This window comes from Bartonella doshiae NCTC 12862 = ATCC 700133 (assembly GCF_000278155.1).
Lineage (GTDB): Bacteria > Pseudomonadota > Alphaproteobacteria > Rhizobiales > Rhizobiaceae > Bartonella > Bartonella doshiae.
The window spans coordinates 114,797-140,727 of sequence record NZ_JH725097.1 but is presented as its reverse complement, the minus strand read 5'-3'; the positions used below and the strand labels follow the sequence as shown (position 1 = coordinate 140,727).

Below are 25,931 nucleotides of genomic sequence, written 5' to 3'. Positions count from 1 at the left end.
AAGAATTCCTATGGTTCTTAGTAAGTTGTAACGGGGATTTTATGCGTATTACAGTTGATCGTAATCAACTTCTTAAATCTCTTGGTCGTGTTCACCGTGTGGTTGAACGTCGTAATACTGTTCCTATTTTATCGAATGTGTTGATTGATGCAGACAACGGCAGTGTGCAATTAAAAGCAACAGATCTTGATTTAGAAGTTACCGAATCTTTTATGTCCAATGTTCAACAGGCGGGAGCAATAACTGTTCCAGCGCATTTGCTGTACGATATAGTGCGGAAACTTTCCGATGGCAGTGAGATTGTTTTATCCGTTGGTGCCGATCAGGCAAGTACGATGTCTATTGTGTCTGGTTGTGCGAATTTTCAGCTTCAATGTCTTCCCAAGATAGATTTTCCAGAGTCACTACCAGGGCAGTTTGGTTACCGTTTTTCTTTATCCGCGTCAGGTTTGAAGCATTTGTTGGATTGTACGCAATTTGCTATTTCTACTGAAGAAACCCGCTATTATCTTAACGGTATTTATTTTCATGTTATTGATGATGGTATTCTAAAGCTGCGTTTAGTTGCCACAGATGGTCATCGTTTGGCGCAAGTTGATATGGTAGCTCCTTCAGGGGTTGAAGGTATGCCAGGTGTTATTATTCCTCGTAAAGCTGTAGGAGAGTTGCAAAAGCTTCTTTCAGAAGAAAGTGATGGCGATGTATGTATAGAGCTTTCGGAAACAAAAATTCGCTTTTCTATAGGGTCTGTAATTTTTACATCAAAGTTAATTGATGGCACATTTCCAGAGTATCAACGCGTTATCCCCCTTGGCAATGATAAAAAATTGATCGTCAATAGGCAGGATTTTTCTTCTGCAGTTGATCGTGTTTCAACAATTTCAAGTGATCGCGGGCGTGCAGTGAAGTTAACAATTACGCATGGGCAATTAAAGCTCGTTGTTAATAATCCTGATTCGGGAAGTGCAGAAGATCAATTGGCCGCGACTTATACGTCTGATCCACTTGAGATAGGGTTTAATTCGCGTTATCTTTTGGATATTGCTGGGCAGCTTTCAAGTGATGAAATGGTTTTTATGTTGGCTGAAGCCGGGGCGCCTGCTTTAATTCGTGATAATGATGATGCGGATGCACTTTACGTGTTGATGCCTATTCGCGTTTAGGGGCAATTATTTTGCGATGCATGGCTGATCATGTGCACAAAGTGACAGTGAGGCAGCTAAGGCTTGTACGTTATCGCAATTATTCTTCTTTTAATATTCATTTTTCAGGTCAGCATGTGGTTTTTATTGGCCATAACGGTGCTGGTAAAACAAATCTTTTAGAAGCGCTGTCTTTTCTTTCTCCTGGTCGTGGTTTACGGCGTGCGTCGTATTCTGATGTCAGCTTTGCGGATGGTGAGAATGCAGGGTTTGTAGTGTTTGCTCGTTTACAATGTGCCCTTTATGGTGAAGTAAATATTGGTACGGCTTTAGAGGCAGGCGATAACAGTCGAAAAGTCCATATTAATGGTGTAAATGAGACAAGTGATAGCTTGACAGATTACTGTCACATGAGTGTGCTAACTCCTTCTATGGATGGGATTTTTACGGGACCTTCACTTGAGCGTCGCCGTTTTTTGGATCGTATGGTTTTGGCTATTGATCCTTTGCATAGTCGTCGTATAGCAGATTATGATAGAGTTATGCGTGCACGTAATCGTTTATTTTTAGATGGAAATAATGATTGTGCTTGGTTTGATGCTTTAGAAAAGCAAATGGCAGAACTTGCAACGGCTATCGCTGCAGCGCGTATTGATGTTGTTAGGCTTTTAAATGACATGTTTTCACGAACGCCATCTCAGATACCTTTCCCGCGGGCTTTTTTACAAATTGATGGTTTTTTAGAGACGGCTCTGGGTAAGATATCAGCAGTTGAGGTTGAAGAGCAATTTTGTGATCGGTTACAGCATAATCGCGCGATAGATCGTGCTGCTGGGCGGACATTAGAAGGACCGCATCGCACAGATTTACAAGTTTTTTATGCCGATAAAAATATGGCTGCAACATCCTGTTCGACAGGTGAGCAGAAAGCTTTGTTGACAGGTTTGGTTTTATGTCATGCACGTTTAACAGGAATGATGTCAGAGAAAGCACCTATTCTTCTCCTTGATGAAATGGCAGCGCATCTTGATTCTCATCGGCGTGCTGCTTTATTTGATATTCTTGATGATTTAGGTGGGCAAACATTTATGACAGGAACAGATCGTATTTTATTTGATTCTTTAAAAGGGAGAGCAGAGTTTTTTGAAATTAAAGATGGAGCTTTATCGTAGCAAAAAGCGTGTTAAAGTTTTTTTATAGGGTGGTGATCGAGGAGAAGAGGCTTGCTATGTCTACTATTATAACAGTTTTAAATGGTCCTAATTTAAATTTTCTCGGTAGACGTGAGTCAGAAATTTATGGAACTAAAACCTTAGAAGAGATTGAACAATGCTGCAGAGAAAAGGCAATAAAGCTTGGTGTGAAAGTGCAGTTTCATCAAAGTAATTGTGAAGGACAATTAATAGAGTGGATACAGGAGGCTATTGGTGTCAGTTCTGGATTAATCATCAATCCAGCGGCTTATAGTCATACATCCGTTGCGCTTCTTGATGCATTAAAGATGTTTTCAGGGCTAAAGGTAGAAGTTCATTTGTCTCATATTTATCAGCGTGAAGCCTTTCGTCACCATTCCTACACCTCTGCGGGTGTGGATGCAATTATATCTGGTTGTGGAAGTGAGGGATATCTACTTGCGCTTGAATATATTGCTAAGCAATTTAAATATAATGGATAGAGCGTTGGATAAGAGAAATATGGATGTTGAATTTACTTGATAAATATTTTTGGATAGGTAAGATGGCCATTAAGGTGCTATCTGTTTATTTATAGTAACTTCCAGTGCATGTAACGGGGGTAAATAAAGATGAAAAGCTTTATTAGACAATTAGAAATGTTTGTGATTTTAGGGGTCGCACTGCTTTTATCTAGTTGTAAAATTGATGTTATCCAACCATCAGGGTATGTTGCACGTCAACAGCTTGTGCTGATTGTGATTTGTGTTCTTGTTATGCTTTGCGTTGTCATTCCAGTGATGGTGAGTGTGGTATTTTTAGCTATCAAATATCGTGCATCAAATACAGCGAAAGAGTATTTACCTGATTGGGGACACTCAAATAAAATTGAAGCCTTTATGTGGAGTGTTCCCATTATTATCGTAATTATTTTAGGAGCGCTGACGGCCTATTATACCTATGAGCTTGAACCAGAAAATCCGCTTCCAGTGGAGGTTGTTGGAGAAGAAAAGCCGTTACAAATTGATGCTGTTGCTCTTGATTGGAAATGGCTTTTTATTTATCCTGAGTATGGTATTGCATCTATAAATGAAATTTATGCACCTGAAGGTCGTCAGGTTTTTTTGCAGTTAACATCAGAGAGTTCTGTTAATGCCTTTTGGGTCCCAAAACTGGGAACGGTTCTTTATGCTATGCCGCAAATGAATGCTAAATTGCATTTAATTGCTGATGAACAGGGAGTATTTAAAGGGAGCTCTGCGAATTACAGCGGTGATGGTTTTGCAGGGATGCGTTTTAAATGGTATTCTGTATCTTCACAAGATTTTGATGATTGGATTATTAAAGCTCGGGCTAATGGTCAAGCACTTGACCGCGCATCTTATCGTCAGCTTTCTATTGCGCCTCGTATGGGTGATATTGTTGCGAAGGAAAAGGATGCTGAAGTGCGTTATTTTGCTCCTGTTGAAAAGCGGCTTTACTATCGGATTGTCAATCGATGTGTTGATGAAAATACGGTCTGCAATGAAGACTTAATGAAGCGTGCCGCTGCTCAGACACTTTGGGGTGCACTTTGTTCTGTTTTTGATCCTGGTGTTATCTAGGATCAATCGAGAAAGAACCTTTTTAAATAAGGTTTCTTTTAAACTGAAATTCATTTGATATGGGTTGAGAAATGTTTGGAAGACTTACAGATCCTACTGCTGGTGCTTTTCACGCACTTGCACATGAACCAATCGTTTTATATACATGTATTGCGATCGTTTTGGTTGGTTTAATTGCTGTTATTGCTTTAACGGTGCTTGGATGGTGGGGAGTTTTATGGCGAAATTGGATTACAACAGTTGACCATAAGCGAATTGGCATTATGTACATCGTTCTTGGGATTATCATGCTTGTTCGTGGTTTTGCTGATGCGATTATGATGCGGACACATCAGGCTTTGGCGCTTGGGAGTGAATCGGCAGGGTATTTGCCACCTGATCATTTTGATCAGATTTTTTCGGCCCATGGCACCATTATGATTTTCTTCATGGCTACGCCTATTTTATTTGGTCTTTTCAATTATCTTATACCGCTTCAAATTGGTGCTCGTGATGTTGCCTTCCCTTTTGCGAATAATTTAGGGTTTTGGATTACTGCTGCAGGGGCAATATTGATTAACATATCCCTAGGTGTTGGAAATTTTGGTCGTGGTGGTTGGTTGATGTATCCACCTTTCACTGAGTTGCAAGGTAGTCCAGATACAGGAGTAGATTATTATTTGTGGTCACTTCAGCTTTCTGGTATTGCGACGACAATGGGGGCGATCAATTTTGTCGCGACCATCATTAAAATGCGTGCTCCTGGGATGACGATGATGAGAATGCCCGTCTTTTGTTGGAGCGCTTTTGTTAGCAATGTCCTTATTTTAGTTATTTACCCTGTCTTAACTGTAGCATTTGCACTCTTGGCATGCGATCGTTATTTGGGCATGAATTTTTTTACCAATGTTGGTGGTGGAAATCCAATGGTGTGGATTAACTATGTTTGGATTTTTGGTCATCCTGAAGTTTATGTTTTGGTTGTTCCTGCTTTTGGGATTGTTTCTGAGGTTGTCTCAACTTTTTCTTCAAAACGCCTTTTTGGTTATACTTCTATGGTATGGGCAATGTTGGTTATTTTGATTCTTTCTCTTCTTGTTTGGGGTCACCATTTTTTCACAATGGGTGGAGGAGAAGCTGTAAATACCTTCTTTGGTATTGCAACAATGATCATTGCGGTTCCAACAGGTGTTAAAGTCTTTAATTGGTTGTTTACTATGTATAAAGGTCGGATTCGTTTTGAACCTCCGATGCTTTGGTGCATGGGGATGATATTTACGTTCGTTGGTGGTGGATTAACGGGTGTATTGCTCTCAATTGTTCCTGCTGATTGGCAGTTTCATAATTCGCTCTTTTTAGTAGCACATTTCCACCATACAATTATTGGAGGTGTGGTTTTTGCTTATTTAGCGGGACTTGCTTTTTGGTTTCCAAAAGCTTTTGGTTATAAACCAAATCGGGCATTGGGTATTGCATCTTTCTGGTGTTGGTTCATTGGTTTTTACCTTGCTTTTTTCCCAGTCTATGCACTTGGTTTAATGGGTGCGACGCGTCGTCTTCAACATTACATGGAGCCTAGTTGGCAACCAATGTTCGTAATCGCTGCATTAGGTGCTTTTATTATCTTGCTTGGTATTCTTTGTTTTGTGCTGCAAGTTGTTTTGGCAATTTGGTACGGTATTAAACATAGAGGATGCTTGCCAGTGACAATAAATGATTCTTGGGGTGATGCACGGACACTTGAATGGTCTATTTCTTCACCTCCTCCTTCTTACAATTTTGCAATACTTCCAGAGGTACAATCTGACGATGCTTATTGGAATATGAAGAAGAATGGTTATCAGCGTCCGACAAGTGGATTTGCAAAAATTCATATGCCATCAAATACATCCGCTGGAATTATTGCAGGATTCTTTTCATTGGTTGTTGGTTTTGCTCTTGTTTGGCATATTTGGTGGCTTGTTGCGATTGGATTGATTGGTTTTGTTGCAACGATTGTATGTCATTCATTAACTGGTGATCATCATGGTTACTATATTTCAGCTGAAGAAGTGCAGAAAACTGAGGATGCTTTTACAGCAGTTCTTAAAGAGCAAGGAGTAAGAGTATGAGTGCTATGACAATGAATAATGCTCATGTTGATGAGCATCATCACGACAATAGCTCAACAATGACATTTGGTTTCTGGATCTATATTCTTTCGGATTTGATTCTATTCGCAACGCTTTTTTCAAGTTTTACTGTTTTCTCTTCTTCTTATGGAGGGGGAAAAGCTGGCAATGAGTTTATTGATTTAAAATTTGTTTTGGTTGAAACCGCTATCTTATTGTTGTCATCAATTACTTATGGTTTTGTAATGGTACAAACCCATAAGAGCAATCTCGGTGGTGTGCGTTTATGGCTAGCTATTACCTTTGTACTTGGAGCTTTCTTTATTGGAATGGAAATTTATGAATTCCATGAACTTTTGGGCGAGGTATTCTATTACGATCCTGGTGCATACGCTGGTATTGATCATGCAACGGGTTTACAGATTTTTGGTCGAGAGATTTTGTCTGCTTATTGGTCAGCATTTTTTGCTTTGGTTGGCACTCATGGTCTTCATGTGAGTGTTGGGCTTCTCTGGATGATAGTAATGTTTTTTCATCTTCGTCGTAATGGTTTAGATCAAGATAATAAAACACGTTTGACATGTCTTTCAATTTTCTGGCATTTGCTTGATATTGTGTGGGTTGGTGTTTTTACTATGGTTTATTTGTTAGGAGCATTGTAATGAGTATGCACAATGATGCACATAGTCCAAGTAATGGTTCCTATATAGTTGGTTTTATTTTGGCTGTGTTTTTCACTTTGGGTTCTTTTATTCCTGTGATGTATGGAATGATGGAGAGCTGGGCAATTAGTACAAAGGTTGTATATCTTTTGGGGATGGCAATTATTCAAATTATAGTGCAAATTGTTTTCTTTTTACACTTAAATTCTGGTCCAGATGCCAAATGGAATTTAAGCACTTTATGGTTTGCAGTTATTTGCGTTTTCATTATTATTGGAGGAACGTGGTGGGCTATTTCTCATTTGAATTATAATATGATGGGTGGTTCAGGACGTATTATTGAGCCGGAAGAATTAAGAAGCAGTGGTTCTGTATCCGCAATAGAGGAATTATCAGATATACAAAAACCAGAGGAACAGTTATCAGGTACAGGGGTATCTTCGGAGGAAGTTTTAGGTACGCAGGCACCTGTAGAACAGGTACCTAGTGTAGAAATACCGGTAGGGCAAGCATCAGATGCGCAGGTTTCTGAAGAAGAGCAGACGCCTAATGAAAATATACCGGTGGGAGAAGCGCTAGGTGTGCAGACTCCGTAAGATGATTACCAGGTACATATAATGTATTTATAAAGCCAATGCACTTAGCATTGGCTTTTTTTATAGGCAGTTTAGTCATAAAAATGTTTGTAGGCTAGCAAGGTGGGTATTAAGCACAAGATTCAGTGGAGTAATCATTTAGAAAATGGTAAATGCGCTTTTATTCTAACCAAGAGAATCTATAGATAATTTAGAAAAATCTAATTTTAATTTGAAATTAACAGTCATTTGTAGAATGTACAAAAATGATGTTTATGTAATTCAATACATAGAATATGGGGATCTTTAAAAGGTTTTATATTCTAGTATTTTATAAAGCTACGGAGAAGTAGCTCTTTCAAATTCAATGAATTTATATTAAAGATATTTGCTACTATAATATAAATATACAGTAAAATCGGAAATTTGGAAAATAATCAGAAAACGTTAATGAAAACCGTTTCGATGACCGTTCTTGGTGCTGGTTCTTTTGGTACTGCATTAGCCGTTGTTCTTGCCCGTAATGGCCATCGTGTTTTACTCTGGGGCAATAAACCTCAACATATGAGAGAATTACAGGAACAGCGCAGTAATCAAACGTATTTGCCCGATGTTGAATTTCCCGATAATTTATTAATTGAAGCTTCGCTTGAGGCTGCAATAACAGCAAGCCATAACATATTAATTGCTGTTCCAAGCCATGGATTTCGCCAGCTATTATGCAATATTAAGCTCTATTTGGATCAATATTCGCGTATTATTTGGGTAACGAAAGGTCTAGAACATGGTACAGGACGTCTTTTACAAGAAGTTGCCCGCGAGATTTTAGGTGATAAAATCCCTTTGGCTGTCTTTTCTGGACCGACTTTTTCTAAAGAACTTGCAATTGGTTTGCCCACTGCAATTACGGTATCGGCTTCTAATACTGAATTTAGTGAAGAATTACAAAAACTTTTCCATTGTAGTAAAAGTTTTAGAGTTTATAAAAACTCAGATATGGTTGGTGTTCAATTAGGTGGGGCAGTCAAAAATGTCATTGCCATTGGTGCTGGAATATCAGATGGTATGGGATTTGGAGCAAATGCTCGAATAGCTCTTGTCACACGAGGATTAGCTGAAATCAGCCGTTTAGGCATTGCTATGGGTGCTGAGCTTAGCACATTTATGGGAATGACAGGTTTAGGTGATTTGGTTTTGACATGTACTGATAATCAGTCACGCAATCGTCGTTTTGGAATGTTTCTTGGCCAAGGAATGGATATAGAAGAAGCAAAAAAACAGGTAGGTCAAGTTGTAGAGGGTTATTTAAATACTCAAGAAGTGCGTATGTTAGCACAACGTATTGGGGTGGAAATGCCAATTACAGAGCAAATTTATAAAGTTCTATTTTGTAATAAAAGCATTTTTGAAGCAGCTCATGCATTATTGAGTCGAACACTCAAAGATGAAATGTATGATACAGTATGTTTTTAAACAATCCAAATACATGAACAATACGATTATAATATAACAGAAGCTTTTAAACAGATTACGTTGATCAATTAAATAATATGATAATGCTTTATAAAATTACAGTGTTACATGGGTTTAGTTTTATATAATATAACTTAAACATGAATAACTTAACTGGTGTCTAAATCACACTTTTGAAAATAAGCTATTTCTTCCAATTATAAATATTATAAGCTTGAGAAAATGCTCAATATATTTCTTAAAATAGTTTGCAAATAATCATTTCGTATTTCTAAGTACTATGAATAGTTATTCTCCCTGAGTTTCCTCACTTTGTTTTAATTCTTCAAGTGTTGGCATAGACATAATGTTATAGCCTGAATCAACATAATGGATTTCACCAGTAACACCTGATGACAAATCGGAAAGCAGATAAAGAGCCGATTTTCCGATTTCATTGATATTTACAGTACGGCGTAAAGGCGAATTACGGCGTTGATAGGAAAAAATTGCTCGCGCAGCAGCAATGCCATTACCGGCTAAAGTTCTAATAGGACCAGCTGAAATTGCATTGACACGAATATTTTGGGGACCAAAATCCGCAGCTAAATAGCGTACCATAGCTTCTAAAGCAGCTTTAGCAATACCCATAACATTATAATTAGGTACAACTTGCTGTGAAGCGCCATAGGTGAGTGTTAAAAGCGCTCCTCCATTCGGCATAAGCTTACCAGCACGCTGAGCAATTTCAGTAAAGGAGTAAGCTGAGATCACCATCGTACGGTTAAAGTTCTCGCGTGTTGTGACATCAACATAACGTCCTTTTAGTTGGTTTTTGTCTGAAAAACCAATGGCATGGACAACAAAATCAATAGTTTTCCATTCTTTTTCAAGATACTCAAAAACACGATCAATATTTTCAACTTTTTCTACATCGCATTCAAGCAATAACTTACAGCCGAGTTTTTCCGCGAGTGGTTGAACGCGTTTTCCGAAAGCATCTCCTTGATAAGTAAATGCTAATTCAGCCCCTGCATTTGCTAGTTGACATGCAATGCCCCAAGCAATTGAATGGTCATTTGCAACCCCCATAATAAGGCCACGTTTTCCCTCCATCAAAGCTTTCATATTATTCTCCGTAAGACCGTGCTTGTTTTCAATCAGCTAAGAACTCCTGTTTTATACATAGCGTTGGAAAATGAGCGTTGCATTGGTACCGCCAAAACCAAAGGTATTAGACAATACAGTATTAAGTTGTTGATGATCACGACGCTTACGAACAATTGGCATATCGGAAAAATTAGGATCAAGCTCTTCAATATGAGCACTTTCACAAATAAAATTATGATTCATCATTAACAGTGTATAGATCGCTTCTTGAACACCTGCGGCCCCCAAAGAGTGACCGGTAAGAGATTTTGTAGCAGAAATTGGCGGGCATTGGTCTCCTGTTCCAAAAATGCGGCGGATTGCTTCTATTTCAGGGGGGTCTCCAACCGGTGTTGCTGTTGCATGGGGATTGATATAATCAATTTTTTCATGCACGCTTGCAAGTGCCATACGCATGCATCGCTCTGCTCCTTCTCCAGATGGGGCAACCATGTCATGCCCATCAGATGTAGCACCATAACCAACAATTTCTCCGTAGATTTTTGCACCACGTGCTTTAGCGCATTCTAGTTCTTCCAGGACCAATACACCAGCTCCACCAGCAATAACAAAACCATCGCGATTGATATCATAAGCACGTGATGCTTTTTCTGGCACATCATTATATTTGCTAGACATGGCACCCATGGCATCAAATAAAACAGATAATGTCCAATCTAAATCTTCACAGCCACCAGCAAACATACGATCTTGTTTGCCATATTGTATCATTTCATAGGCATTACCGATACAGTGATTAGATGTAGCGCAAGCTGAAGAGATTGAATAATTTACTCCTTTAATTTTAAAAAAAGTTGCAAGTGTTGCGGATGCAGTAGAACTCATCGCTTTAGGCACGACAAAAGGACCAACGCGTTTTGGACCCTTTTGGCGTGTAATATCAGCAGCCTCAACAATGGATTGAGTTGAAGCTCCTCCAGAGCCCATAATGATACCTGTATGTTCATTTGATACTTCATGAGGTTCTAAACCCGCATCAGCAATTGCTTGATCCATGGCAATGTGATTCCAAGCAGTTCCACGTCCATGAAAACGTAAAGCACGTCGATCAACCAATTCTTCTATATTAACATCAGGTTTACCATGAACTCTGCTTCGGAAACCTAATTCAGCATATTGAGGTGCGTAAGAAATTCCGGATTTTGCTTCATATAAACTGGTTAAAACAGCCTGCGTATCATTCCCAATCGCGGAAACAATTCCCATTCCGCTTACAACAACTCGACGCATTCATACCTCCTTGTTCCATATAGAATAACAAAATACTTTTCTAATGGAAATTAATGTTCAGTCTTCTTTGAATAGAGCGACGCGTAAATCACTCGCTTTATAGATAGCTTCTCCATCTGCTTTCACCCATCCATCGGCTATTCCCAAGACCAAATTTCCACGCCGAATACGTTTGAAGTCTATCCCATATTCAAGAAGTTGGGTTTGTGGAGTGACCATACCTGACAATTTTACTTCACCTGTTGATATAGCTCTTCCTTTTCCTGGTTCACCTAGCCAACCAAGAAAAAAACCTGTCAATTGCCACATGCCATCCAAACCAAGACATCCTGGCATGACTGGATCACCTATAAAATGACAGTCAAAAAACCATAGGTCTGGAGTGATGTCAAATTCGGCACGAACCATTCCTTTACCGTATTCACCATCAGTTTCACTAATGTGAGTGATTCGATGAATCATTAGCATCGGTGGTGCAGGTAATTGTGCATTACCCTTACCAAACATTTCGCCGCGAGCGCAGCTTAGAAGCTCTTCATAAGTGTAGCGAGACTTTTGTTCAGTCATTATTACTCCATTTATTTGCGTATATTTTTACTTCTGCGCTTCTCCGCAATCTACTTTTAGAGCAAATTTACAGGAGAGGGAAATGGTTTTATATCATTTTTAATGACAAAATCCCTTTTTTGTGTATCTTGTGTAGTAGAATAATAAAAAAAATAAAAAATTATACCGTACAGTTTTCATTTTGCTGTATTTTAATCTTAGTTTGAACAGAAATATGTTGTGGTTTGTAACATGACAGTGATCGCAGATAATTTAGATTTGAATGAAGAGGAACGGTCTATGAGAGACTGTGAGAAGGTTGTGAATCATCATTCCGTATCTACATTAGAAGAGCGTTTGCGTAAAAATGGTTTGCGGCCAACACGCCAACGTTTAGAACTTGCTAATATGATTTTTTCTCAAGGGAATCGCCACATTGCTGCTGAAGAACTCTATGAAGAGGCAATAGGATTAGGGGTGCCTGTATCTTTGGCAACAGTTTATAATGCGCTTCATCAATTTACGGAAGCAGGGTTGCTGCGGATTATTGCTGTAGAAGGTTCAAAAACTTGGTTTGATACCAATACATCTGACCATTATCATTTTTATATTGAAGGCGAAAATCGTATTCTTGATATTCCTTGTGATTTGGATGAAACTCCTATCATTGAGAATCTACCTCCGCCACCAGAGGGTATGGAGATTTCGCATGTTGATTTGATAGTTCGATTGAGACCGAAAAATCTGACTTGATTTTAAAAATCAAGAAGTTCAGTGAGAAGTAAAAATAAAATAATAAAATATTGTTGGTTTTAAAATTTATCAGCCTTTGATTTTTTCATCAGGATAGATTCCCCATAACTGTGATTGTTGGAGCCATCCGCGGGTGTTCTGAATGTTTAATTCACACCAGTATCCGTCACATTGGCGGATTTTACCGATGACATTAGGCTCTACTTCTGCTACAAGTGCTGCGTTATCTGAGGGGCTTTTGCGTAGTATAAGTCTTTTTGTTTTATCTTTTTGCCATGGAATTGTTATAGCTGTTCGTTTTCCTGATAAAAGCGATTGATATACCCAGCCTTCATCACCTTCAGCATCACGAATTTTACGCCATTGATCGTATTCTTGGATAATTTCAATAGGTAAACCTTGCTTTTGGTAGGTGAAGATGATGGAATAATTGCTTCCTGGTCCGACACGTACATTCACACGGACAGGCTTAATTGAAGCAAACCGTGGGAGTGGTAAACCGCTTGTTCCTAAATTCTGATTAAGTGTTTGTGCGCGTAAAAAACGAGGTGAATTGAATAAGAAAATTTCTACCATAAAGATACATGATGCGTATACTAAAAATCGAAACCAATAAGAATGCTGCATACCTAAAACCTTTTATCTCTTTGTTACTTTAATATTGGCAATCTAAGATAAGAAAAATAGGATTGAGAGTTGATTGGAGGTATGGCACACTCTTAGTTAAAGAGATCTAAATAATAGGGAAATTTTTGTATAACTAAATCAGACAAATAAGAAAAAAGTTTGCATTTTTTGATGCTCATTTGGTTTATAAGTATGTTTATAAATTACTTCAGTTTTCATTATCATTTATGGATTCTGCTCAGAGATAAGATTTGCAATAAATAAAGCTGTCTTTTTTAAGAAAAGTTATGAAGAGAACTCAATGTTATAAAGTTATTTGTAAAGCACATAGTTTCATTAAAAATCTCAAAAATAGAAATGTAAGGTACTGAATAATTCAACCTGTTGTAAAAGTATGAACTGACAAAAAATAAAGCCTTGACAATTTATACAGACCGATTGTGAAAATAAATTACTCTGTACAATTGGGTAGGCTTATTTAAAGCGGGGAGCTATTTAAACATAGTATCAATCATAATCTCCTGTATCGCACTCTATGCCAATAATTTTTTTCTTCATAAGATTTTTGAAAGTATAGTGTCCCCATGAAGGAAGGCTGAGATGAAGAGATTTTACATCTTCAATTGTAAATATTTTATTTTCTTTATCATGCGTTATTTTGTTGTGATCGTCAGCAACAATTTTTAATTTGTTTAAGTCAGCAGGGGAAGAGTACGATAAAGTAAATGATACCTTTTTAGGTTTAAATGTATTGCATGCATATTCAACGCCTTGGTGTATTGTATCAGATGGAGCAATTGTAATACTTTCACCCGGAGAAAAGACCCATTTTTTTTCACCAAATCCGGCAAATGCAAAACTGGAGCATATGAGAATATTGGTAGCTAATAATATTTGAGTGGAGATTTTTTTCATTATTTATTCACTTTTTTATACAGGTAATGTGCGATCATTTTGGGCTGGATAAATGCCAAGAATACGTAATTCAGCAGAAAAGAAAGTAAGCTCTTCCAAAGCAAGTTTCATCATAGGATCTTCAGGATGTCCTTCAATATCAACGAAAAACTGTGTTGCATTAAAATGTCCGCCAATTTGATAACTTTCCAATTTTGTCATATTAATACCATTTGTGGCAAATCCTCCCATAGCTTTATAAAGGGCAGCGGGAACATTGCGGACTTTAAAAAGAAGGCTAGTAATGATTTTTTCGCCATTTTTGGGTTGTGGTATATGCTTCTGATATCGTGAAAGTATGACAAAACGGGTAATGTTATGAGGACTATCTTCAACATTTTTTTCAAGAATATCAAGTTCATAGAGTTTGGCTGCGATTAGAGGCGCTAAAGCTGCTTGTGAACGTTTCCCTTCTTTTTTTATAAATTTTGCTGCTCCAGCTGTATCGGCAGAAATGATAGGTTTCCAGCCGTTATTTCGTATAATTTTACGGCATTGGGCAAGGGCATGCGTATGGCTGTGGACGGTTTTAATTTCTTCGTGTGTAACGCCGGGTAAAACCATTAAGTGAAAATGGATCGGCAAAAAGTATTCATCAATAATATAGAGAGATAATTGCGGTAAAAGGTAATGAATATCTGCAACACGTCCAGCAAGAGTGTTTTCAATAGGAATCATAGCAAGATCAGCTTGCCCACGTTCCACTAAGTTGAGTGCGTCTTCAAAAGTTGTTGAAGGTACGGCCTCCATAGAGGGAAACATATTGGAGCAAGCAATATGGGAATTGGCACCGTATTCTCCTTGAAAGGAGATTTTATTGGTTTTTTCAGTTTTTTTCATGCTAAATTTATATACTCCCCTCTGTTACCTATCGACTCCTAAGGGAGTTATATCATCCTATTTTTCCATTATTATCCATATTATGCTCTAGTGTGCATAATTGTTCAAGTTTTTCACATTGTTTGAGTGTAGAGAATGAAGTGTTACAAATTATTCTAGGTCCTTATTTTTATAGATAGAAACGCTAATATGATAGTGAAAACGCTCTATTTCCCTATAGTGCTATTGTGTGGGTAAAAGAAAAAACAGAAGCCTTGAGCAAGTGATATAGTGATAATTTAATGATATTCGGATTATTTTTTATTTTTTGCAATGATTTTTGTATTCAATACTGCAATATTCATAATGTTATTGCTGGGGATAAAATGTGAACAATTCCACAAAATTAAAATAGCATGAGAGCGTTTTTGATTAATCAATATTGGGCGTAAGTATTATAAATGCAATTGGTTATTACTGCATGTTATGGACGCGTTTACGTCGATAAGTGATAACAGCTTTAACGATTATCATTATTGACTCATTGCAATGGAAGTATGTCTTAGTAGGATTTTTAAGCCTATATAGTGACATGAACAATCATCAAATTTTAGTGATATTTGCAAGATTTTTTAGAAATAGATATGTCTTAATCTATACAAGATCTATACAAGCAGGAAAATTAATTCAATAGCTATACTATTGCAATGTTTTAAAAGCTTTATGTAGTGCGTTTATAATAATGTTGTCTCTTATGAGGAAAAAGCTTAAACTGGAAGTAGTAATAAAAATATGAACAGTTGAGCTTTATGAATCTTTTGAAAGTTGCTTTTTTTGTTTGTGCTAGTCTCTTTTTGCTGATTATTTTGGCAGGGATTTTTGTACTTAGCGATATGATCTATGACAATTCTGCACCGGTTCAACGTTCTTATAAGGTCATAGAGAAGGAAGCACTTAAAGAAAAACAGCAGGCATTTGATACTTCTTTATCATTGAATGATCGTCTTAAACGGGCTAATCTTGAAAATGGGCGTAAGATTTTCCATCAGTGTGCTGTATGTCATACTTCTGGCCGCAACGAATCCGGTCGTGTGGGTCCAGCGCTTTGGGAAATTGTTGATCGCCCTTTGGCTGCTGCTACAGGTTTTGCGTATTCACGAGCATTGCGTGCCAATTCTGATCAGAATTGGAACTTTGTGATGTTAGATCGTTATCTGCGCGCACCACGTGAGGTGTTTCCAGGAACGATTATGTCTTTTCGTGGAATAAAAAATAATCAAGATCGTGCTGATCTTTTGCTTTATTTACGAAGTTTGTCTGACAATCCTGTTCCTTTGCCAATGGATAATAAATAAGATTAGTCCATAGTGCGAAATATTTAATTTCAGGGAAATTTGATTGATTTTTTGTTTGTAATGTGAGTTTGATGCATTAATAAAAAAGCGAGTTATCAAAAATGATTTAATACAACTGTATCGAAAGGTGAAAATAAAAAATGACAGCCTATATTCTCCGGCGTCTTTTTCTGATTATACCGACTCTGATCGGTATTTTGACGGTAACCTTTATCATTGTTCAATTCACACCGGGCGGGCCCATTGAAAATATTATTGCTCAATTACAAGGAATAGGTGGTGATGCCATAGGACGAGTAGGTGGAGGAAGCGACCTTGGTCTTTCTTCTGACATTATTTTGGATGGTGTTGATGTTGGATCGTCTTCTTCTGGAGTTTTTAAATATCGCGGTGCACAAGGACTCGATCCAGAATTCATTGCCAAACTTGAAAAGCAATTTGGATTTGATAAGCCACCTTTAGAACGTTATTTAACAATGCTGGGTCGTTATTTGCGTTTTGATTTTGGCGATTCTTATATACAAGGACGTTCAGTTATTGAGCTTATTAAGAGTGCTTTACCTGTTTCTCTTTCACTTGGATTTTGGCAATTGCTCATTTCTTACGCTATTTCTATTCCTTTAGGGATTCGTAAAGCGCTTAAGGAGGGATCGGCTTTTGATGTATGGACAAGTGCACTTGTCATTATTGGTTATGCTATTCCGAGTTTCCTCTTTGGTATTTTTTTAATGGTTTTTTTTGCGGGTGGGTCTTTTTTTAATTGGTTTCCGTTAAGCCATTTGACGTCTGATAATTTTGATCAATTATCCTTTGGTAGTAAAATATTAGACTATCTTTACCATTTGGTTTTGCCGTTAACGGCAATGATCATTTCCGCTTTTGCTACAACGACTTTATTAACAAAGAATTGTTTTCTAGAAGAGATTCGTCAGCAATATGTTATTACAGCACGTGCTAAAGGTTTAAGTGAAAGCTCTGTTCTTTATGGACATGTTTTTCGTAATGCAATTTTGATTGTAATTGCCAGTTTCCCTACAACGTTTATGGCATCATTTTTTAGCGGATCTTTATTGATTGAAATGCTCTATTCATTAAATGGTATGGGACTTTTAAGTTATACTTCTATTGTTAATCGTGATTATTCTGTTGTATTTGCCTCTCTTTATATTTTTTCGCTGATTGGTCTGATTGTTAGTCTCGTTTCTGATGTCGTCTATATGCTCGTTGATCCACGTATTGATTTTGATAAGAAGGATTTATGATGCAAAAGGCAAAATGTGAGAGTACACAGAGTTTTAAGTTGCAAAAAGAGTCTTTTTTTTCTCCATTAAATGCGCGTCGTTGGCGCAATTTTAAGAAAAATCGTCGAGGTTGGTGGTCATTATGGCTTTTTCTCTTTCTATGTTTTTGTTCTTTTTCAGCAGAGTTTATTGCCAATGATCGCCCGATTATTGCTTCTTATAAAGGAGAGATACTGTTTCCTATTTTTTTTGATTACCCCGATGAAAAGTTTGGTGGAAATTTAGCTGTAGCGGATTTTCGAGATCCTTTTATTCAAAATGAAATTGCTGAACATGGGTGGGCGCTTTGGCCACTGATACGGTATTCTTATAACACAGTAGTTGGAAATAAAACTGTAGCATTGGCACCTCCTTTTTGGCTTCAAAGTAAAGAGGAGCGTTGTATCAATTATGTGCAAGGGAGTGCTGATCCGGAGTGTACACTGAGTCAGTGGAATTGGCTTGGAACAGATGATCTAACGCGTGATGTTTTTGCGCGTGTTTTATATGGTTTTCGCGTATCAATAATTTTTAGTATTCTTCTGACGTTTGTTTCCACAATCATTGGTGTTACAGCAGGGGCTATTCAGGGATATTTTGGTGGTTGGATTGATTTAATTTTTCAGCGTTTTATTGAAATATGGTCTTCTGTACCATCTCTTTATTTAGTTATTATCATGGCTGCGGTTTTGGCACAGGGCTTTTGGGTTTTATTGGGGGTAATGTTGCTTTTTCAATGGGTGGCATTGGTTGGTGTCGTACGGGCAGAGTTTCTGCGGGCACGCAATTTTACCTATGTTGACGCTGCACGTGCTTTAGGAGTTCCTAATCGCATTATTATGGTGCGTCATTTATTACCAAATGCAATGGTTGCTGCTTTGACCTATATGCCCTTTTTATTAACATCGGGAGTTTCATTACTCACATCTCTTGATTATTTGGGATTTGGGCTTCCTCCTGGTTATGCCTCTTTAGGTGAATTGATGCGGCAAGCTACTACAAACTTAAATGCTCCTTGGATTGGTATTACAGGATTTGTTGTGATTGCTGTTATGTTATCGTTGCTAGCATTTATTGGTGAAGCCGCACGAGATGCTTTTGACCCACGAAAGACATTACAATGACAAATTTGCTTTCGGTACATGATCTTTCGATTGCCTTTTATCAAGCGGAAGAAAAAAAACACATTATTGAACAAGTCTCTTTTGATATTAAAGAGGGAGAGACGGTTGCTCTCGTGGGAGAATCTGGGTCTGGGAAATCGATAACTGCACTGTCTATTTTGCAATTATTGCCTTTTATGACAAAGTTTTCTCAATCGGGTGAGATTCTTTTTAATGATAAGGATTTATTGAAGCTGAAAGAAGAAGATTTGCGTAAGGTTCGTGGTAAAGATATTGCCATGATTTTTCAGGAGCCGATGACTGCTCTTAATCCTTTGCATAATGTAGAACGCCAAATAGGTGAAGTTCTAAAACTGCACTCAAAGGTACCCGATAAATCATTGCGCACACGTGTTATTGATCTATTAATTAAGGTAGGAATTCATGAGCCACAAAAACGTTTGGGTTCATTTCCTCACCAGTTGTCAGGTGGGCAGCGACAACGTGTGATGATTGCGATGGCACTTGCGAATGATCCACGATTGTTGATTGCTGATGAGCCAACAACGGCACTTGATGTGACTGTTCAGGCAAAAATTCTTGAGCTTTTGGTACAATTAAAAAAGCATAACAAGATGTCCATGCTTTTTATTACTCATAATTTATCTATAGTGCGTCGTATTGCGGATCGCGTCTATGTGATGAGGAAGGGAAAAATTGTTGAAGGTGGCACAACAAGTGAATTGTTTAATAATCCTCAACGGTTGTACACAAAGCAATTATTGGCAGCAGAACCTAAAGGTTGTCCTCTTAAAGTTGATGATAATGCAGCTATTTTAATGCAAGGTAAGAAAGTTCGTGTTTGGTTTCCGGTGAAAAAGGGATTATTGCGACGAACAGTGGATTATGTGAAAGCTGTTCAGGATCTAGATATTACAATTCGTGTTGGTCAAACACTTGGTGTTGTGGGAGAATCGGGTTCAGGAAAAACAACATTGGGGCTTGCGCTTATACGGATGTTATCTTCCAAGGGACAGATTATCTTTGATGATATTAATATGAGCAATTTTACTTTTAAACAGATGCGTCCTTTGCGCCGTCATATTCAGATTGTGTTTCAAGATCCTTTTGGATCACTATCTCCGCGTATGTCTGTGAGTGAAATTATAGCTGAAGGATTATCAATTCATGAACCGCAGCTTTCTTTTTCTGAACGCAATGATCGTGTGATTGAAGCGTTGTGTGAGGTTGATCTTGATCCTTCTGCTCGTCACCGTTATCCACATGAGTTTTCTGGTGGACAGAGACAGAGAATAGCTCTCGCACGTGCAATCATTTTAAAGCCGCGTTTTATTATGCTTGATGAACCAACATCTTCTCTTGATGTAAGTGTGCAAGCACAGATTATTAATCTTTTGCGTCATTTACAACAAAAGTACCAATTGGGCTATTTGTTTATTAGTCATGATTTGAAAGTTGTAAAAACGCTTGCACATGAAGTGATTGTTATGCGCAATGGGGAAATGGTTGAGCAAGGCCCTGCGAATTGTATTTTTTCTCGTCCCCAAAATCCTTATACACAAGCTTTAATGTCTGCTGCATTTGCGCTAGAATCGGATCGTTTATAGGTAATGACACGGAATTGCGCAGACAATCCATTATAGATTAGGATTTTTCCTACTAAGGGTTCACCGATATTTGTGATAAGCTTTATGGCTTCCATGGCTTGTAGTGTTCCTATAACTCCGGGTAAAGCTCCAATAATTCCAGCTTCAGCGCATGTTGGGAGAGTTCCAGGAGCTGGAGGGTTTGGAAATAAATCGCGATAATGCGGATTGTTGTCTTTATAGGGCATAAGCACTGTCAATGAACCATCAAAACGTCCTACAGCGCCGCTTATTAAAGGTTTGGCACACTGTTTGGTGTGATCAGCAAGCAGATAGCGTGTGGTAAAGTTATCACTTCCGTCAATAATGATGTGGTAAGCATTTAATAGTTTATCCACATTACTTTTATCCAAGCGTATTTGGTGTTTTTCAACAACCACATGGGGATTTATTTCTTTTATAGTAGCTTCAGCACTATCAGTTTTACATTGGTTAATAGCGCTTGTTTTGTGAATAATTTGGCGTTGTAAGTTAGAAAGAGAAACGATGTCATTATCAACAATTCCAAGGGTTCCAACGCCTGCAGCGGCCAAATAAGTGAGTACAGAAGCACCAAGACCACCTGCACCAACGACAAGAACGCGTGCAGCTTTGAGCTTTTGTTGTCCTGCACCACCAATCTCAGGTAAAATGATATGCCGTGCGTAGCGTTCAATTTCCTGTTTGTTTAATTTTTTATTAGTTTCTTGTGTCATAGGCTTTCTCTTGTCATAGTCACTTTACTAAGTTTATGGTGCATAGACCAGTCCGCATTTGGTTATAGAGAGGTTTTATTCATGAAAGTTGCCATTCAGATGGATCATATTTCAACGCTTCGCATTCAAGGAGATACAACATTTGCACTTGCGTTAGCAGCACAAGAACGCGGACACACTCTTTTCCATTATACACCAGATCGTTTATCTATGCGCGATGGTTGTGTGATTGCACGATTGGAAGCATTGAAAGTATATGATGAAGAGGGGCATCATTATCAATTGGGGCCTTCTGTACGTACAGAATTGATGGATATGGATGTGGTTCTTTTACGTCAAGATCCACCCTTTGATCTCAATTATATCACCACGACTCATTTATTAGAACGTGTTCATCCTCAAACGTTAGTAGTGAATGATCCGGTATGGGTACGCAATAGCCCTGAGAAAATTTTTGTGACAGAATTTTCTGATCTTATGCCAGAAACGCTCATTACAAAAGACATTGAAGAAATAACGACTTTTAGAGATACATTTGGTGATATTATTGTGAAACCACTCTATGGCAATGGAGGAGCAGGCGTTTTTTATTTGAAACGGGATGATCGTAATTTGTCATCGCTTTTGGAAATGTTTGCAAAAAGTTACCGTGAACCTTTCATTGTTCAGCGCTATTTAGATGCTGTACGAAAGGGGGATAAACGGATCATTTTACTTAATGGTACTCCAGTTGGAGCAATTAATAGGGTTGCATCAGAAATGGATGTTCGTTCTAATATGCATGTTGGAGGACGCGCGGAAAATATTGATTTAACAGATCGTGATTATGACATTTGCGCGCGAATTGGTTCAGCTTTACGGGAACGAGGGCTTCTTTTTGTCGGGATTGATGTAATTGGAGATTATATAACAGAAATCAATGTGACATCTCCTACTGGAATTCGTGAAATTAAACGCTTTGGTGGTAAGGATATTGCTCATCTTTTTTGGGATCTTGTTGAATCTAAGTGTTCAAATTAAATTTGCTGAAACAGAGAATAAGAACATGATTTTGTCAGAAAAATTATAAATATCACTTTTTTATATTTGTTATGCTGCAAATGTGAACTAGAATTACAGTATGATACAAACAAGAAGGTTTTTTACCTTCTAAGGAGCTTATGAATGTGTAGATTATTATCCGTTGGACTAGGTCTGATTTTTGCAGTTGTACTATTTGTGAATGTTGGTCATGCACGTGATCGAATTCAAATTGCTGGTTCATCTACAGTTTTACCTTATCAAAAAATCGTTGCGGAGATATTTGGGGAAGTTTATCCTCATTTCAAAGTTCCTGTTATTGAATCGGGTGGTTCAGGTGCTGGTATTAAAGAATTTTGCCGTGGGATTGGAGAAAATGCAATTGATATTGTCAATAGTTCGCGAGCAATGAAGCCTAGTGAATTGCAATCTTGTTTTGATGCTGGTGTAAAAGATATTGAGGAAATACGCATAGGGTATGATGGCATTGTTGTTGCAACAGATATTAATGGTCCTGATTGGAAATTGCATCCGGTAGATGTTTATAGAGCACTTGCTGCTCAAATTATTGTGAACGGAAAATTACAGCCCAATGCAGTTTCAAAATGGAATGTAGTCAATGATGCTCTTCCTGATTGGACGATAGCAGCTTATATTCCTGGAGAAAAGCATGGAACGCGGGAGGTTTTTGAAGAAAAATTGCTTGCTGTAGGTTGTAAAGACAGTGGAGCAGTTGATGCGATGAAATTATTAGGGATGGATGATAAGGCGATTCATGCGGCATGCGTTACTGTGCGTAGAGATGGAAAGGCTATCGATATTGATGGTGATTATTCTGAAACGTTTGCACGTATAACTTCTCATAAAACAGGGATAGGTGTTTTTGGTTTGTCTTTTTATGAAAATAATGCTGATAAACTCAAGGTCGCAGAGATTAATGGTTTTGCACCAAACGCTGAAACAATTTCTAGTGGCAAATATCCGGTTTCTCGTCCTCTTTTCTTCTACGTTAAGAAAGCGCATTTAAGTATTATCCCAGGTCTGCGGGAATATATTGATTTTTTTCTTTCTGATCAAATGATTGGTCCTAACAGCCCTTTGGCTGAATATGGTTTGGTTATTGCTTCTGAAAAAGAGCGCCAAGCGCAGCGTTCTGCGTTTTCTGCTGGTCTAGTGATGATTTTAAAATAATTTCAGGATTTGTAGTTTAGGAATTTTCTACGCTGCTTTTTTATAAAAATTGAAAGACAATATGCACATTTCCTTTATTATTTTATTCCTATTGCTTTTTGGTTTTGTTGGCTTTTTTATTTCTTATATGCGTGCGCGCTATCTTGAATATACACAATACAAGATGCACTCTCGTGCGTATTATTATGGTTGGTGGACATTTTTTCTTACTGTTATTCCTGCTTTAATTTTTTTTGTTTTTTGGAATAGTGGGAGTACAATTTATTTAGAGTATAGTGCCTCGCGAGAGATTAGGATGTATAGTGCGCAGGTTACAGAGGTTGTTAATCATGACCTCATTTTGGGGATTGTCCGCAGTTTAGCCAAAATAATTCATAATTTTAAAGGAGATCTTACCACTGCTTCGTATGAAGAGATACGGACGCAATTCTTCGCAAATGGTTTTATTTTACCTCATGAAGCACCAGAGGTTGTATTGAGGATTGCACAATCATGGTATGATTTATCCGAAAAATTGTGGTTTATTGGTTATTCTTTACTTTTTATTATTGCATTTTGTGGTTTTTCTTATGGAGTGATGCAGGTTACTTCACGTCAGCGTGCACGTAATAAGGTTGAGTGTTTGATTATTATTGGGTTAATTTGTGCATCTACAGTTGCGGTCTTGACGACAGCAGCGATTGCATTCTCCATGTTTTTTCAAACAATAAGTTTTTTTCAGTCTGTACCCCTTTCAAATTTCTTTTTGGGAACGGTTTGGGATCCACGTTTTTCGGCCAGTGGTTCGGGCAGTGAGGTAGGGCAATTTGGTTTGATTCCGCTGCTTGCAGGCACACTTTATATCGCGCTTGTCGCAATGCTTTTTGCTGTACCGATAGGATTATTTTCAGCTCTTTATATGGCTGAATATGCTTCTGCTCGATTGAGATCGATTGTGAAGCCGTTGTTGGAGGTTCTTGCTGGTATTCCAACCATTGTTTATGGTTTTTTTGCCTTGAAGATTGTTGGACCGTTTTTACATGATCTCTCTGTTTCCCTTTCTGGTGGTGTTGGTTTTATTATGGCTCAAAGTATTTTGACAGCTGGAGTTGTGATGGGAATTATGTTGATACCTTTTGTTTCGTCTTTATCAGATGATGTTATTACAGCTGTACCACGTTTTTTGCGTGAAGGATCTTATGGTTTAGGTGCAACACAATCTGAGACGATAAAAAAAGTAGTGATACCAGCAGCGCTCCCAGGGATTATAGGAGCGATTTTGTTAACGGCGTCACGTGCGATTGGGGAGACAATGATTGTGGTTTTGGCGGCAGGTGTTGCTGCAAATTTAACGCTTAATCCGTTTGAGGCAATGACCACGATGACGGTTAAAATTGTTAATCAATTAACGGGTGATTTTGAGTTTAATTCTCCACAAACTCTTGTGGCTTTTGCTTTGGGGACGACGCTTTTTATTCTGACTCTTGTGATGAATATCCTTGCTCTTTACATCGTGCGCAAATATCGGGAACAATATGAATGAATAAGGTCTTTTCTTCACATCATTGCAATATTGGTCTTAAGCGTCGATATTGGGCTGAACGTTGTTTCCGCGCATATGGCCTGATTGCTATTTTTATTGGTTTGTTTTTTTTATGTGCTCTTTTATGGTTTGTCATCAGTCAGGGTTATACAGCTTTTTTTCAAAGTGAAATGGCATTATCGGTTTATTTGGATGAAAAGGTCATTGATCCAAATAATCAACGGCAAACAAATCCTCAGGTACTTATAACTGCGAATTATCCATTTCTTGTACGGAATGCTTTGGCAGCAAAGCTTGATCTTGATCAAAATGATCGAGCATTACTGCGGGATGTTAACCGCATGTTTTCAGATAGTGTACGTGTTCAATTACGTGAGATGGTGACAAAAAATCCAAGTTTGATTGGAACAACACAAAAAATCAAAGTGTTAGCATCGGCAGACATTGATTCCGCTTACAAAGGGCAGATTGATTTACATGTAGCAGAAAAAAACCGCAAAGTCTCTGATCGTCAGGTAAAATGGATGAAACGTTTAGCGCATGATGGTACACTTTATAAAACATTTAATTTTGGTTTTTTTACATTTGGTGCTTCAAGTCGTCCTGAGACTGCGGGATTAGGAGTCGCTATAATTGGTTCTTTTTACATGATGGCCATAGTTTTAGTGATTTCGCTACCAATAGGGATAGCAACCGCTATTTATTTAGAAGAATATGCACACAAAAATAAGTTTACAGATTTTATTGAGGTTAATATCAATAATCTTGCAGCTGTTCCTTCGATTGTTTTTGGTCTTTTAGGCCTTGCTGTTTTTGTTAATTTTTTTGGGTTACCACGCTCAGCCTCTTTTGTAGGTGGGCTAGTTTTGGCTCTTATGACTTTACCTACAATTATTATTGCGACACGCTCTGCTTTGCGGGCTGTTCCTCTTTCTATTCGTGCGGCAGCTTTAGGGCTTGGGGCATCAAAAACTCAAATGGTTTTTCATCATGTTGTTCCTTTGGCCGCACCCGGTATTTTAACTGGTACAATTATTGGTGTAGCGCAAGCATTGGGTGAAACGGCTCCTTTGCTTTTGATTGGAATGGTTGCTTTTGTTGCAAATATTCCTTCTACACCAATGGATCCAGCTACGGCCTTGCCTGTTCAAATTTTTATGTGGGCGGGTGAGGCAGAGCGTGCTTTTGTTGAGAAGACATCTGGTGCTATTATCGTATTAATGATTTTTCTCGCTATCATGAACATTTCTGCTGTTTTTTTACGTCGACGATTTGAACGGCGTCAGTAATTTCGATAAAGCG

At 38.0% G+C, this 25,931-nt stretch carries 24 protein-coding genes; 17 read left to right on the top strand and 7 right to left on the bottom strand.

Annotated elements, in window-relative coordinates:
• Nucleotides 1-41 precede the first annotated feature (41 nt).
• From dnaN to gpsA, 8 genes are all read left to right on the top strand, one after another.
• Complete coding sequence (dnaN, locus tag MCS_RS07345) at nt 42-1,163, top strand: DNA polymerase III subunit beta (RefSeq protein ID WP_004857091.1); 1,122 nt, start codon at nt 42-44, stop codon at nt 1,161-1,163.
• Between the two features lie 20 nt (nt 1,164-1,183).
• Nucleotides 1,184-2,314, top strand: a complete 1,131-nt coding sequence (recF, locus tag MCS_RS07340) for a DNA replication/repair protein RecF (RefSeq protein ID WP_004857088.1) — start codon at nt 1,184-1,186, stop codon at nt 2,312-2,314.
• Nucleotides 2,315-2,370: 56 nt separating this feature from the next.
• Nucleotides 2,371-2,817, top strand: coding sequence for a type II 3-dehydroquinate dehydratase (gene aroQ / locus MCS_RS07335; protein ID WP_004857083.1), 447 nt, complete (start codon nt 2,371-2,373; stop codon nt 2,815-2,817).
• A gap of 129 nt (nt 2,818-2,946) precedes the next feature.
• Entirely contained in the window at nt 2,947-3,918 is a 972-nt protein-coding gene (gene cyoA, locus MCS_RS07330; RefSeq protein WP_004857078.1) for a ubiquinol oxidase subunit II, read from the top strand.
• A 71-nt stretch (nt 3,919-3,989) separates the two neighbouring features.
• Entirely contained in the window at nt 3,990-6,008 is a 2,019-nt protein-coding gene (gene cyoB, locus MCS_RS07325; protein WP_004857072.1) for a cytochrome o ubiquinol oxidase subunit I, read from the top strand.
• On the top strand, nt 6,005-6,670 hold the full coding sequence (locus MCS_RS07320; protein WP_004857067.1) for a cytochrome (ubi)quinol oxidase subunit III: 666 nt from the start codon (nt 6,005-6,007) through the stop codon (nt 6,668-6,670). The genes cyoB and MCS_RS07320 overlap by 4 nt, the downstream gene beginning before the upstream one ends.
• Nucleotides 6,670-7,266: a cytochrome o ubiquinol oxidase subunit IV gene (gene cyoD, locus MCS_RS07315; protein WP_004857065.1), complete on the top strand. Its 597-nt coding sequence runs from the start codon at nt 6,670-6,672 to the stop codon at nt 7,264-7,266. Before MCS_RS07320 ends, cyoD begins: the two co-directional genes overlap by 1 nt.
• A gap of 429 nt (nt 7,267-7,695) precedes the next feature.
• A complete protein-coding gene (gene gpsA / locus MCS_RS07310) occupies nt 7,696-8,718 on the top strand; it encodes an NAD(P)H-dependent glycerol-3-phosphate dehydrogenase (RefSeq protein WP_004857063.1) in 1,023 nt (340 codons plus the stop codon).
• A 288-nt stretch (nt 8,719-9,006) separates the two neighbouring features.
• Here gpsA and fabI read toward each other — a convergent pair whose 3' ends face one another.
• The 3 genes from fabI to fabA are packed head-to-tail and all read right to left on the bottom strand — an operon-like array spanning nt 9,007 to nt 11,664.
• Nucleotides 9,007-9,825 carry an enoyl-ACP reductase FabI gene (gene fabI, locus MCS_RS07305; RefSeq protein WP_004857059.1) on the bottom strand — a complete coding sequence of 273 codons (819 nt, stop codon included), beginning with the start codon at nt 9,823-9,825 and terminating at the stop codon, nt 9,007-9,009.
• Between the two features lie 51 nt (nt 9,826-9,876).
• A complete protein-coding gene (fabB, locus tag MCS_RS07300) occupies nt 9,877-11,097 on the bottom strand; it encodes a beta-ketoacyl-ACP synthase I (protein ID WP_004857056.1) in 1,221 nt (406 codons plus the stop codon).
• A 57-nt stretch (nt 11,098-11,154) separates the two neighbouring features.
• On the bottom strand, nt 11,155-11,664 hold the full coding sequence (gene fabA, locus MCS_RS07295; RefSeq protein WP_004857053.1) for a 3-hydroxyacyl-[acyl-carrier-protein] dehydratase FabA: 510 nt from the start codon (nt 11,662-11,664) through the stop codon (nt 11,155-11,157).
• 231 nt (nt 11,665-11,895) lie between these two features.
• On the opposite strand from fabA, the gene irrA reads away from it, so the two are divergent.
• On the top strand, nt 11,896-12,396 hold the full coding sequence (gene irrA / locus MCS_RS07290) for an iron response transcriptional regulator IrrA (protein ID WP_004857050.1): 501 nt from the start codon (nt 11,896-11,898) through the stop codon (nt 12,394-12,396).
• Nucleotides 12,397-12,465: 69 nt separating this feature from the next.
• Here the strand turns inward: irrA and MCS_RS07285 are convergent, their stop codons facing one another.
• The 3 genes from MCS_RS07285 to MCS_RS07275 all read right to left on the bottom strand — a co-directional run bounded on the left by MCS_RS07285 (nt 12,466) and on the right by MCS_RS07275 (nt 14,817).
• Nucleotides 12,466-13,023 carry an SH3 domain-containing protein gene (locus MCS_RS07285; RefSeq protein ID WP_004857047.1) on the bottom strand — a complete coding sequence of 186 codons (558 nt, stop codon included), beginning with the start codon at nt 13,021-13,023 and terminating at the stop codon, nt 12,466-12,468.
• Nucleotides 13,024-13,530: 507 nt separating this feature from the next.
• A complete protein-coding gene (locus MCS_RS07280) occupies nt 13,531-13,938 on the bottom strand; it encodes a hypothetical protein (RefSeq protein ID WP_004857044.1) in 408 nt (135 codons plus the stop codon).
• 15 nt (nt 13,939-13,953) lie between these two features.
• The gene (locus MCS_RS07275) at nt 13,954-14,817 is read right to left on the bottom strand and encodes a prephenate dehydratase (RefSeq protein WP_004857041.1); all 864 of its coding nucleotides are present in this window, start codon (nt 14,815-14,817) and stop codon (nt 13,954-13,956) included.
• Nucleotides 14,818-15,605: 788 nt separating this feature from the next.
• Between MCS_RS07275 and MCS_RS07270 the strand changes: the two genes are divergently transcribed.
• From MCS_RS07270 to MCS_RS07255, 4 genes are all read left to right on the top strand, one after another.
• Nucleotides 15,606-16,151 carry a c-type cytochrome gene (locus MCS_RS07270; protein ID WP_004857037.1) on the top strand — a complete coding sequence of 182 codons (546 nt, stop codon included), beginning with the start codon at nt 15,606-15,608 and terminating at the stop codon, nt 16,149-16,151.
• Between the two features lie 140 nt (nt 16,152-16,291).
• Nucleotides 16,292-17,413 (top strand): microcin C ABC transporter permease YejB, encoded by a 1,122-nt coding sequence (locus tag MCS_RS07265; RefSeq protein ID WP_004857034.1) that lies wholly within the window; start codon nt 16,292-16,294, stop codon nt 17,411-17,413.
• A complete protein-coding gene (locus tag MCS_RS07260; protein ID WP_004857031.1) occupies nt 17,413-18,555 on the top strand; it encodes an ABC transporter permease in 1,143 nt (380 codons plus the stop codon). The genes MCS_RS07265 and MCS_RS07260 overlap by 1 nt, the downstream gene beginning before the upstream one ends.
• Nucleotides 18,552-20,162 carry an ABC transporter ATP-binding protein gene (locus MCS_RS07255; RefSeq protein ID WP_004857026.1) on the top strand — a complete coding sequence of 537 codons (1,611 nt, stop codon included), beginning with the start codon at nt 18,552-18,554 and terminating at the stop codon, nt 20,160-20,162. Before MCS_RS07260 ends, MCS_RS07255 begins: the two co-directional genes overlap by 4 nt.
• Here the strand turns inward: MCS_RS07255 and MCS_RS07250 are convergent.
• A complete protein-coding gene (locus MCS_RS07250) occupies nt 20,108-20,896 on the bottom strand; it encodes a molybdopterin-synthase adenylyltransferase MoeB (RefSeq protein ID WP_004857024.1) in 789 nt (262 codons plus the stop codon). The genes MCS_RS07255 and MCS_RS07250 overlap by 55 nt on opposite strands.
• Nucleotides 20,897-20,977: 81 nt before the next feature.
• On the opposite strand from MCS_RS07250, the gene gshB reads away from it, so the two are divergent.
• The 4 genes from gshB (at nt 20,978) to pstA (ending at nt 25,918) form a co-directional block, all read left to right on the top strand.
• Nucleotides 20,978-21,916: a glutathione synthase gene (gene gshB / locus MCS_RS07245; protein ID WP_004857021.1), complete on the top strand. Its 939-nt coding sequence runs from the start codon at nt 20,978-20,980 to the stop codon at nt 21,914-21,916.
• Between the two features lie 144 nt (nt 21,917-22,060).
• Nucleotides 22,061-23,107 carry a PstS family phosphate ABC transporter substrate-binding protein gene (locus MCS_RS07240; protein WP_004857019.1) on the top strand — a complete coding sequence of 349 codons (1,047 nt, stop codon included), beginning with the start codon at nt 22,061-22,063 and terminating at the stop codon, nt 23,105-23,107.
• Nucleotides 23,108-23,168: 61 nt separating this feature from the next.
• Nucleotides 23,169-24,629, top strand: a complete 1,461-nt coding sequence (pstC, locus tag MCS_RS07235; protein ID WP_004857016.1) for a phosphate ABC transporter permease subunit PstC — start codon at nt 23,169-23,171, stop codon at nt 24,627-24,629.
• The gene (gene pstA, locus MCS_RS07230) at nt 24,626-25,918 is read left to right on the top strand and encodes a phosphate ABC transporter permease PstA (RefSeq protein ID WP_004857013.1); all 1,293 of its coding nucleotides are present in this window, start codon (nt 24,626-24,628) and stop codon (nt 25,916-25,918) included. Before pstC ends, pstA begins: the two co-directional genes overlap by 4 nt.
• Nucleotides 25,919-25,931: the final 13 nt, after the last annotated feature.